Annotated in this window: 13 protein-coding genes; 7 read left to right on the top strand and 6 right to left on the bottom strand. The window is 62.4% G+C overall.

The window, feature by feature from the left end:
* The first annotated feature begins 69 nt into the window (after positions 1 to 69).
* Positions 70 to 939 (top strand): oxaloacetate decarboxylase, encoded by an 870-nt coding sequence (locus ACIPZ5_RS17580; RefSeq protein WP_400809818.1) that lies wholly within the window; start codon positions 70 to 72, stop codon positions 937 to 939.
* Between the two features lie 19 nt (positions 940 to 958).
* On the opposite strand, the gene ACIPZ5_RS17585 is transcribed toward ACIPZ5_RS17580, so the two are convergent.
* Entirely contained in the window at positions 959 to 1132 is a 174-nt protein-coding gene (locus tag ACIPZ5_RS17585; RefSeq protein WP_177408513.1) for a hypothetical protein, read from the bottom strand.
* Between the two features lie 45 nt (positions 1133 to 1177).
* A complete protein-coding gene (locus ACIPZ5_RS17590) occupies positions 1178 to 2086 on the bottom strand; it encodes a LysR family transcriptional regulator (protein WP_400809820.1) in 909 nt (302 codons plus the stop codon).
* Between the two features lie 107 nt (positions 2087 to 2193).
* Between ACIPZ5_RS17590 and ACIPZ5_RS17595 the strand changes: the two genes are divergently transcribed.
* Complete coding sequence (locus ACIPZ5_RS17595; protein ID WP_261941392.1) at positions 2194 to 2808, top strand: NAD(P)-dependent oxidoreductase; 615 nt, start codon at positions 2194 to 2196, stop codon at positions 2806 to 2808.
* A 43-nt stretch (positions 2809 to 2851) separates the two neighbouring features.
* Here ACIPZ5_RS17595 and ACIPZ5_RS17600 read toward each other — a convergent pair whose 3' ends face one another.
* Entirely contained in the window at positions 2852 to 3733 is an 882-nt protein-coding gene (locus tag ACIPZ5_RS17600) for a LysR substrate-binding domain-containing protein (protein WP_343598707.1), read from the bottom strand.
* 129 nt (positions 3734 to 3862) lie between these two features.
* Here ACIPZ5_RS17600 and ACIPZ5_RS17605 point away from each other — a divergent pair, with 129 nt between their 5' ends.
* Positions 3863 to 5500, top strand: coding sequence for a 5-guanidino-2-oxopentanoate decarboxylase (locus ACIPZ5_RS17605; protein WP_400809822.1), 1638 nt, complete (start codon positions 3863 to 3865; stop codon positions 5498 to 5500).
* 2 nt (positions 5501 to 5502) lie between these two features.
* Here the strand turns inward: ACIPZ5_RS17605 and ACIPZ5_RS17610 are convergent, their stop codons facing one another.
* Positions 5503 to 6423, bottom strand: a complete 921-nt coding sequence (locus ACIPZ5_RS17610; protein WP_400809824.1) for an AraC family transcriptional regulator N-terminal domain-containing protein — start codon at positions 6421 to 6423, stop codon at positions 5503 to 5505.
* A 202-nt stretch (positions 6424 to 6625) separates the two neighbouring features.
* Here ACIPZ5_RS17610 and ACIPZ5_RS17615 point away from each other — a divergent pair, with 202 nt between their 5' ends.
* Together ACIPZ5_RS17615 and ACIPZ5_RS17620 are read left to right on the top strand one after the other, a co-directional pair.
* The gene (locus tag ACIPZ5_RS17615) at positions 6626 to 6919 is read left to right on the top strand and encodes a putative quinol monooxygenase (RefSeq protein ID WP_103449332.1); all 294 of its coding nucleotides are present in this window, start codon (positions 6626 to 6628) and stop codon (positions 6917 to 6919) included.
* A gap of 12 nt (positions 6920 to 6931) precedes the next feature.
* Entirely contained in the window at positions 6932 to 7198 is a 267-nt protein-coding gene (locus tag ACIPZ5_RS17620) for a hypothetical protein (RefSeq protein ID WP_079226713.1), read from the top strand.
* Here ACIPZ5_RS17620 and ACIPZ5_RS17625 read toward each other — a convergent pair whose 3' ends face one another.
* Both ACIPZ5_RS17625 and ACIPZ5_RS17630 read right to left on the bottom strand, forming a co-directional pair.
* A complete protein-coding gene (locus tag ACIPZ5_RS17625; RefSeq protein WP_400809825.1) occupies positions 7199 to 7804 on the bottom strand; it encodes a flavin reductase family protein in 606 nt (201 codons plus the stop codon).
* Positions 7805 to 7905: 101 nt separating this feature from the next.
* The gene (locus ACIPZ5_RS17630; protein WP_400809827.1) at positions 7906 to 8271 is read right to left on the bottom strand and encodes a heme utilization protein; all 366 of its coding nucleotides are present in this window, start codon (positions 8269 to 8271) and stop codon (positions 7906 to 7908) included.
* A gap of 353 nt (positions 8272 to 8624) precedes the next feature.
* Here ACIPZ5_RS17630 and ACIPZ5_RS17635 point away from each other — a divergent pair, with 353 nt between their 5' ends.
* Positions 8625 to 9377, top strand: coding sequence for a hypothetical protein (locus ACIPZ5_RS17635; protein ID WP_343598702.1), 753 nt, complete (start codon positions 8625 to 8627; stop codon positions 9375 to 9377).
* Positions 9378 to 9707: 330 nt separating this feature from the next.
* Positions 9708 to 10216 (top strand): transposase (locus ACIPZ5_RS17640; protein WP_400809829.1); only part of this gene is annotated, 509 nt, incomplete at its 3' end.

Raw genomic sequence — 10216 nt, forward strand, 5'->3', positions numbered from 1 at the left:
AGGTCAGGTAGACCCGATTCAGGGGTCGGTAGCAACCGTTCAATTTCTACATATTTAAGCGGAGTGATCATGCCCAAGGCTTCCCATCAAAATCTGCGTTTTGCCTTCCGCGAGCTGCTCGCTTCAGGTTCCTGCTATCACACCGCCTCCGTGTTCGACCCGATGTCGGCACGCATCGCTGCCGACTTGGGTTTCGAAGTCGGCATCCTCGGCGGTTCGGTGGCTTCGTTGCAGGTGCTGGCCGCCCCCGACTTCGCCCTGATCACCTTGAGTGAGTTCGTCGAGCAGGCCACCCGAATTGGTCGCGTGGCTCAACTGCCGGTGCTCGCCGATGCCGACCACGGTTATGGCAATGCGCTCAACGTGATGCGCACGGTCGTCGAGCTGGAGCGCGCCGGCGTGGCTGCGCTGACCATCGAAGATACCCTGTTGCCCGCCCAGTTCGGGCGCAAGTCCACCGACCTGATCTCGGTCGAGGAGGGCGTAGGCAAGATTCGTGCGGCCCTGGAAGCGCGTGTCGACTCGTCGCTGTCGATCATCGCCCGGACCAACGCAGGGGTGCTCACCACCGAGGAAATCATCGTGCGCACCCAGAGCTACCAGAAGGCCGGTGCCGACGGTATCTGCATGGTCGGGGTGAAGGATTTCGAGCAGCTGGAACAGATTGCCGAGCACCTGACGGTGCCGCTGATGCTGGTGACCTACGCCAACCCCAACCTGCGTGACGACGAACGCCTCGCTCGCCTGGGCGTGCGTATCGTGGTTGATGGCCATGCCGCTTACTTCGCCGCGATCAAGGCCACTTACGACTGCCTGCGCCTGCAGCGCGGCCAGCAGAACAAGTCCGAGAACCTCAGCGCCACCGAGCTCTCGCACACCTACACCCAGCCTGAGGACTACATCCGCTGGGCCAAGGAGTACATGAGCGTCGAGGAGTGATCGGCGTAGCGCCGGTCAACTAACGGACGGCACTCAAGGTTGCGGTGTGGGGCACGCAGTGTTCCTGCTCGCAACGGTTGGCCGCACTGGGCTGGCTGCGTAGCAGCTCGGCGCGCCAGCAGGCCGAGCCATACAGCGCTGCGACTGCGGTCAGGGCCATGACCAGGGCGACCCTTCTGGACTTGATTCCCATGGTGCTCGCCTCCTGTGACTGCAACAGGTGATGCTGTAAGCATAGTCAATACAGGTCTCGGTCCCACTCCGGTTCGTCCTTGAACCGTTGCACCAGAAAATCCAGCATGCTGCGCAAGGTCGCTGGCATATGCTTGCGCGAGGTGTATACCGCGTTCAGGCTCAGCTCCCGTGGCCGCGCTTGCGGCAGCAGGCGCACCAGGGCGCCGCTGCGCAGGGCCATGGCCGCCTGGTAGGTCGGCAGCATGGCGATGCCGGCAGCTGCCAGCGTCGCGTTCTGCAGTGTCATGACTTCGTTGGCGCTGATGTTGCCTTGCACTGGCACGGCGATCTGCTGGCCATCCACCTCGAAATGCCACAGGCTGTGGCCGAAGTAGGCATGGGTCAGGCAGTTGTGCTGGCTCAGTTCCTCGACCCGTTGCGGTGTGCCGTGCTCGCGCAGGTAGGCGGGCGATGCGCAGATCACCGAGCGGCATACAGTCAGGCGCCTGGCGATCAGGTTAGGGTCCAGATCGTTGCTGGTGCGGATTGCCAGGTCGATACGCTCATCCACCAGGTTGACCGTGCGATCGAGCATCTGCAGTTCAACCTTCACGCCTGGGTAGCGCCGCACATAATCGGCCACCGCATCCACCAGCTGCGCCTGGCCAAACGATGTACTCTCGCTGATGCGCAGGGCCCCCTTTGGTGCATCTTGCGGTTGTTGCACGGCGGCTTGCAGGTCGCCGGCCAGCTCCAGCAGCTGGCGGCAGCGGGGCAGGGTTTCCTGGCCGGCGGCGGTCAGGCTGAGCTTGCGCGTGGTGCGCTGCATCAGCCGTGCGCCGACCCAGTCCTCCAGCTCGGCCAGGTAGCGCGACACCACTGGCCGCGACAGCTGCAGATGGTCTGCCGCTGCCGACTGGCTGCCCAGGTCGACGACGGTGACGAAAACGCGCATGGCGTTGAGACGGTCCATGATTTGCCGATTTCAGAAACAAACTATGTCTGAGCATCGCATTTTTTGTCATGGATCGGGCAACTAAGCTGTGTGCATTCGTTGTTCAACTGCTGGAGAACCTACCCATGAGCAAGATCGCAATCATCGGTGCCACCGGCCGTGCCGGCAGCCAATTGCTGGAAGAAGCCCTGCGCCGTGGTCACAGCGTCGTGGCCATTGCCCGCGACCCCTCGAAGCTGCAGGGGCGTGATGGTGTAACTACCCGGGCGCTGGATGCCAAGGACAGTGCCGCTTTGCAGCAGGCGGTTGCGGGTGTCGACGCGGTGCTGAGTGCAGCGCATTTCTCGACCCTTGAACCCCACGCCGTCATCGAACCGGTCAAGCGCGCCGGGGTCAAGCGCCTGTTGGTGGTGGGCGGTGCCGGCAGCCTGCTGCTGCCTTCCGGCCACCGTGTGATCGACAGCCCCGACTTCCCTGAAGCCTACAAGGCAGAAGCCACTGCCGGCGTGCGTTTTCTCGAGGTGCTGCGCCAGGAGCCGACGCTGGACTGGACCTTCCTGTCGCCGTCGGCGGAGTTCGTCGAAGGTGAGCGCAGTGGGCACTACACGCTGGGCAAGGACCATCTGCTGATCGGTGCGGATGGCAAGAGCTGGATCACCTTTGCCGACTTCGCCATCGCGATGCTCGATGAGCTGGAGAAACCGGCGCATTCGCGCCAGCGCTTTACCGTCGGCTACTGAATCGCCTGGTTTTTCTGTAGGAGCGCCCCCGGCAAGGCCGCTCCTACAGTCGAGGATTGGCGCGATCTTCAAGCCAATCCAGCAACTCCACCAGCCCCGGGGGCAGGCTCTTCGCCTGGCTCGCCAGGTAATACCCTTTACCGGTTTTAACCTTCAGCGCAAACGGCATGCACAACCGCCCGCTGCGTAGGTCATCACCAATCAGCGACCAGTCACCAATCGCCACGCCAGTGCCTTGGGATGCCATGGCCATCGCCATGTCCAGGGTTTCGAAATGCTGCTTCGGGCCCTGGGCCTCCAGCAGCACCCCTGCTGCCTGCAGCCACAGCCGCCAGTCATGCTCATCCCGTGACGGGTGAAGCAGCATATGGCGCGCCAGGTCCTGGATCTGGTGCAGCGCGATCGGCCCATTCAACAGCGACGGAGCGCACACTGGCGTGAGCTGCTCGTCGAACAGCTTGCGCACCCGCAGCCCATGGTTCGGCGCCTCGCCATAGACCACGGCAGCATCGAAACCTTCACGGCGAAAATCCACCCCGTGCTGCACCGTGGTGGTCAGCTCCACCGGCACGTCGGGCCGCAGCGCCTGCCATTCCATCAGCCGCGGCAGCAGCCAGCGCATCACGCAGGTCGGAGCCTTGAGCTGCAAGGTGGCGCTGCGCCCGCCCACTTCGCGCACACCTTGTTCGATCAAGCCAAAGATCTGCTGCACCCGTGGCAGCCAGTCCTGGCCTTCGCGGGTCAGGCTCAGGCCACGGGCCTGGCGCTGGAACAAGGCGTAGCCCAGGTGCTCCTCAAGCCCGGCGATCTGGCGGCTTACGGCCCCCTGGGTAATGTGCAGCTGCTGCGCGGCACGGGTGAAATTGCAGTGCTGGGCGGTGACCAGGAAGGTGTGCAGGGCGGGCAGGGGCGGTAGCCGTTTCATTGCGCTGAGCCATGATTACAGGACATGGCTAGTATGTGTTTTTTTGCATTGTGGCGGTAGCCATGCCTTGGGTCCAATGGGCGCAGATTCCAACAAGATGCTCCCCAACAAGATCTTAGGTGAAACCCGATGGCTACCTGTGGCGAAGTACTGGTCAAACTCCTTGAAGGCTATGGCGTGGACCATGTCTTCGGCATCCCCGGCGTACACACCGTGGAGCTCTACCGTGGCCTGGCGGGCTCGTCGATCCGCCACATCACCCCGCGCCACGAGCAGGGTGCTGGCTTCATGGCTGATGGCTATGCGCGTACCCGTGGCAAGCCTGGCGTGTGCTTCATCATTACTGGCCCGGGGATGACCAACATCACCACCGCCATGGGCCAGGCCTATGCCGATTCGATCCCGATGCTGGTTATTTCCAGCGTGCAGTCGCGGGATCAACTGGGCGGTGGTCGCGGCAAGCTGCACGAGCTGCCGAACCAGTCCGCGCTGGTGTCGGGCGTGGCGGCGTTCTCGCAGACGCTGATGAGCGCCGATGACCTGCCGCAGGTGCTGGCTCGTGCCTTTGCCGTGTTCGACGGCGCCCGCCCGCGCCCGGTGCACATCGAGATCCCCCTGGACGTGCTGGTCGAGCCCGCCGATCACCTGCTGCCGGGCCGCCCTGTCCGCAGTGCCCGTGCTGGCGCCGCCCCCCAGGCAGTGGCCGCCATGGCCGAGCGCCTGGCCAAGGCACGTCGGCCGCTGATCCTCGCCGGTGGTGGTGCGCTGGCTGCGGGCGCGCCACTGGCGCTGCTGGCCGAGCACTTGCAGGCGCCGGTGGCGCTGACCATCAATGCCAAGGGCCTGCTGCCGGCCAGCCACCCGTTGCAGATCGGTTCGACCCAATCGCTGGTTGCCACCCGTGAGCTGGTGGAAGAGGCCGATGTGGTGCTGGCGATCGGCACCGAACTGGCCGAGACCGACTATGACGTGACTTTCAAGGGTGGCTTCAAGATCCCCGGCAGTTTGCTGCGCATCGATATCGACCCGGACCAGACCGTGCGCAATTACCTGCCCGAGCTGGCACTGGTGGCGGATGCCGAGCTTGCCGCCCAGGCCGTGCTCGAAGCCTTGCGGCAGCTGCCGTCGCCGGTGCGCGCCGAGGGCTGGGGCGTTGCCCGTGCGCAGCGCTTGCGTGAGTCGTTGGCGGCAAGCTGGGACCAGCCGACGCTGAGCCAGACGCGGTTGCTGACTGGCATCCTGGAGCGGCTGCCCAACGCCATCTTGGTCGGTGATTCGACTCAGCCGGTGTACACCGGCAACCTGACCCTGGACATGCCGGCGCCACGCCGCTGGTTCAATGCTTCCACCGGTTACGGCACCCTGGGTTACGCCTTGCCGGCGGCGATGGGCGCCTGGTTGGGCTGCGCCGAACAGATCAGCGAGCGAGCACCTGCGGTATGCCTGATTGGCGACGGCGGCATGCAGTTCACCCTGCCGGAGCTGGCCAGCGCGGTCGAGGCTCAAGTGCCGCTGATCGTTTTGCTGTGGAACAACCAAGGCTACGAGGAAATCAAGAAGTACATGGTCAACCGGGCCATCGAGCCGGTTGGCGTGGACATCCATACCCCGGACTTCATCGGCGTGGCGCGGGCGTTGGGCGCCGACGCCGAGCATGTGGCCGATGTCGAGCAACTGCAGGCTGCGCTGGGCAGGGCAGTGGAACGCAAGGGGCCGACGCTGATCCAGGTTGATCAGAACCAGTGGCAGGCAGCGGTCGCGGGCTGATATCAACCCGCACTGGCGCGCAACCTTGCGACATCTCGAATCGGTGGTGCGCCATATAGCCGGCTGTACTCGCGGCTGAACTGCGACGGGCTTTCGTACCCCACCCGATAGCCCGCTACCGCGGCTTCCAGGCCGTCGTTGAGCATCAGCCGCCGCGCCTCCTGCAGGCGCAGTTGCTTTTGGTACTGCAACGGGCTCATGGAAGTCACGGCCTTGAAACGGTGATGCAAGGTCGATGTGCTGAGGTTGACCTCGCGGGCCAGGTCCTCGATGCGCAGCGGCTGCTGGAAGTTCTGGTTGAGCCAGGTTATGGCTTGGCACACCCTGTGAGTCTGGCTGTTGGCCAGGGCAATTTCGTACAGGCGATAACCCTGCGGCCCACGCAGCAGGCGGTAGAGAATCTCGCGACGAATGAGCGGCGCCAGCATGCCGATGTCGCGCGGTGAATCCAGCAGGCGGATCAGCCGCAGCAACGCGTCGAGCAGCTGTGGATCGGTGCGCTCCACATACAGGCCACGGCCAGAGGGCAGGTTGGGCACCAGCATCGGCCCGCTCTCTGCGATCAACTGGCTGATTTCGGCAGGGTCGAGGTCCATGCGGATACCCAGGCTCGGGTTCTCCGGGCTGGCGTCCAGCTTCACGCCGCTCAGCGGCAAGGTCACCGAAACCACCATGTAGTGCAACGGGTCGTAGGCGTACTGTTCGTCGCCGAGGAACAGGCTCTTGCTGCCCTGCGCCAGGATGCACAAAGCGGGTTGGGCCAAGGTCGGCACAGATCGAACGTTCTCGGTGTAGCGCACCAGGTAGAGGTCGTCGATGGCCGAGGCGGGGCCATAGGGCTCACCGGCGTGCTTGCGAATCAGCTCGGCCAGTTCCTGGCGTTGCACTTCCAGAGTCGGGTCGATGGACGGGGCGGTGGTCATGATGGCTTTCCTCTGCTGACCGACGCAGCATAGGTTTGGGCAATGGCGGGCGCTAGTCGAAAGCTGCACGTCGATTGCCTGATCCTGCCGTGCTGCAGGATCAGGCAATCGGTGAGCAGTAATGGCCTAACGCGTCGCGCGCGCCAGCCCCTAACCTTGGCAGCCTGGTTTTTCCGCCCGCCTGCTTCAAGGAGATCGTGCAATGACCCTACGACAACCGGTCACCCATCTGGCTTTCATCCGCGCCAGCAGCGGTCGTTCCGCAGAGCTCGGCGCCCGCTTGCGCGACCTGCTGGAGCCATCCTTGCGCACACCGGGTTGCCTGAGCTTCACCGTGCAGCGCTCCCAGGCCGATGCCGACCTGTGGCTGCTCAGTGGCAGCTGGCAGGATCAGCAGGCGATGAGTGGCTACTTCGCCTCGCCCACTCTCAATGTGTTCGGCGAACTGGTTCAGGCGCAGGTCGTCAGCAGCCTCGACTTGCATACCTTCGATTGAAACACGGTTAGAATGCCGCCCCTCGATCAACAGGCGGATGGCAACATGGCACGTAGAGAATTCCCGCATTTCGAAGCGGTATCGGCGATGGTCCCGGTGGAAGGCGGTGGCTACAACGCCGCTATCGCGGTCAAGGCACTGGGCATGGGCGGCGCACCACGCTTTCACAAGGTGCTCGACGAGCAAGTGTTCAAAAGCGCCATGGCGGCCGACGAGGCCGCCTGCGCCGAACTCGCACGCCTGCAGGGCGTGGGCGAGGAAGGCGAACTGATCTGGTGATCAGGCCTGTGGGCGAGCCATCTTGAACAGGTTGCCCAACTCGAAGTAATCCGCCGGGCCACCGCCACGCAGGATCGGTTCGGCGGCAGCGGTATCGTAGATGCCGTTCTTCAGCAGGTGCTCGGCAATGTGCACTGCCACCACTTCACCAAGAATCAGCCAACTCGGCACCGGTTCCTGGTCGGCGCGCTTGAGCTGGACGATCTGAGTCATCTTGCACTCGAAGGCCACCGGCGTTTCGCCCACCCGTGGCACCTTGACGATACTCGATGGCGCCGCAGTCAGGCCGCTGAGTTCGAACTCGTTGATATCGGCGGCAACAGCCGCGCAGCTCTGGTTCATCTGCTCGGCCAGCGGGCGGGTGGCCAGGTTCCAGACGAATTCGCCGGTCTGCTCGATGTTGTTCAGGCTGTCTTTGCGCCCGACGCTGCAGAAACCGATGATCGGTGGAATGTAGTTGAAGGCGTTGAAGAAGCTGTAAGGCGCGAGGTTCAACTGGCCGTCCTGGCTCTGCGAAGAGATCCAGCCGATCGGGCGCGGGCCGACGATGGCGTTGAACGGGTCGTGGGGCAGGCCGTGGCCTTTGGCGGGTTCGTAGTAGTACATCTGGCTACATCCTGGGTGCGAGGCGCCTAGTGTGCCAAGCCTTTGGCCGCCTGGAAATGATCAAGCCCGGCCGAGGCCGGGCTGGTAGCACACAACAGGGATCAGCTGATGCGGTGGCTGTTGGTACGGTCGAAGCCGTCTTCGGCGAAGCGTTGGCCGCCAGTGCGGTCGAAGCCGTCTTCAGCGAAGCGTTGGCCGCCAGTGCGGTCGAAGCCGTCTTCAGCGAAGCGTTGGCCGCCAGTGCGGTCGAAGCCGTCTTCGGCGAAGCGTTGGCCGCCAGTGCGGTCGAAGCCGTCTTCAGCGAAGCGTTGTGCGCCAGTGTGGTCAAAACCGTCTTCTGCGTAGGTGGCCGATTGCATCTGGGCGGCGGTGAAGGTGTGGGCGTTGGTGCGGTCGAAACCGTCTTCGGCGAAAGCGCCAGCAGCGAATACCGAGAGGGCCAGGGTGAGGATCAGTTTGCTTTTCATGGTCGTTGCTCCTTTGGTGCGAGAGGTTGTTTGTTTCTATGGGTTCAATGCTACGCCGATTAATTTGATTAAAAAGCGCAAAAAATAACGCCTAAAAATCTAATTAATAGATGTATTGGTCCGCAAACGCTGCAAGTCAGCGTGTGCTGCAGCCACTAATTCAGGTGATTCGAACCCAGGGCGAGCGCAATGCTTCGCCAGCCATTGCAGATTGATGGAGCGGGGTTAATCGGCGGTTAAGAACGAAAAATCTTAATTTGTAACAACGTATGACGCTTTTTTCATATATCGCCAACCGATTTTTCAGGCGTTGCTCAGCACCATCGCCGCACCTAATTCCGGAGCGGTGAACAATGAACAAACTTCCGCAAATCACCTTGGCCTTCTGGGTCATGAAGATCTGCGCCACCACCCTTGGCGAAACAGCCGGTGATCTGCTGTCGATGACCCTCAACGTTGGCTATGCGGTCAGCTCCATGGTGCTGATCAGCGTGTTCCTGGTGACGTTGTTCGGTCAGCTGTTTTCGCGTCGCTATCACCCGATGCTGTACTGGCTGGTGATCCTCTCCACCAGTACTGCGGGCACCACCATGTCCGACTTCATGGACCGCACCCTGGGTCTGGGCTATGCCACGGGCTCGGCAATCCTGATCGGTATCTTGCTGCTGACCTTCCTGGTCTGGCGCCTGAGCGGCAACCCGCTTGACGTCACCCGTATCAAGAACCGCACCGGTGAAATCTTCTACTGGGTGGCGATCCTGTTCTCCAACACCTTGGGAACCGCGCTGGGCGATTACCTGGCGGATGATTCGGGCCTGGGCTTTGCGGGCGGTGCATTGCTGGTTGGCAGCGCCATCGCCTTGGTGGTACTGGCCCGCTATTGGACGCGTATCCCGGGCGTGGTGCTGTTCTGGGTAGCCTTCGTGCTGACCCGCCCGTTTGGCGCCACCCTTGGCGACGTGCTGACCAAACCGCACGAGAAGGGCGGGCTGGACTTCGGCACCATCGGTTCTTCCGCGGTGCTGGGTGGTGTGCTGCTGGTGCTGGTGCTGATGGCGAGCTGGTACCAGCGCCGTGAGCCGCGTCAGGTGTTGGAGATGTCGTGAGTGCCTGACTGACTGTTGATGTGAGGCTGAAATCGAGCGCCGCCCGCGCGGCGCATCGCGGATAAATCCGCTCCTTGTATGTTGTGTCTGGCCTAACGAGAGAGGTTATGCTCGTTGGGCTAAGAAGCACTTCCGGGGAGACCGATCGCTCCTGAAGGCAGGGTTTGCCCCTGACCTTGTATGTAGAGAGGTCCCCCGCCTCATTGCCCACTACGAAGAGTATCGAGAAGCCGACAAGTCGGACTTCGCATTACAAGGTTGCAGCGGCATGAAGTTCGAGGTCGGGGAACCGGAGGCCATTGTTACCTAATTCGCTTGGGAGAGGGAAGAATGAGTGTCTGGGTTGGACTCGATATCGGCTCACGTACATCGATCGCTGGGGTACGTAAAGATGGGCGTCCTGCCGGTCAGTGGGATATCGCTCAAACCCCTGCAGGCCGAAAGGCTGCGGTGAAAAAACTACTAGCCCTCAAACCCAAGGCGATTGTGATGGAGGCTACCGGGATCTATTACCTGGACTTGGCCATCGAGCTGCACGCTGCCGACCTGCCCGTTTCAGTGATCAACCCAAAAAGTTTCCACAACTTCGCCAAATTGATGCTGGTGAACAGCAAGACTGACGCAATAGATGCTCAGTTGCTGTCCGAGTACGGGGAGCGTATGACCCCGCGTTTGTGGACGCCGCCAAGCCCTGTACAGCTTGAACTGAGAGGCCTTGGCCGGCACATCAATCGTTTGGTGGGGCACCGTATCAGGGCGAAGAACGAGCTGCATGCATTGCAGGCGACCGCTACGACTGCCTCGATGCTGATCGAGGATCAAGAAGAAGAGATTGCTTC

It is taken from the genome of Pseudomonas sp. NPDC089428 (assembly GCF_044749325.1).
Classification (GTDB): domain Bacteria; phylum Pseudomonadota; class Gammaproteobacteria; order Pseudomonadales; family Pseudomonadaceae; genus Aquipseudomonas.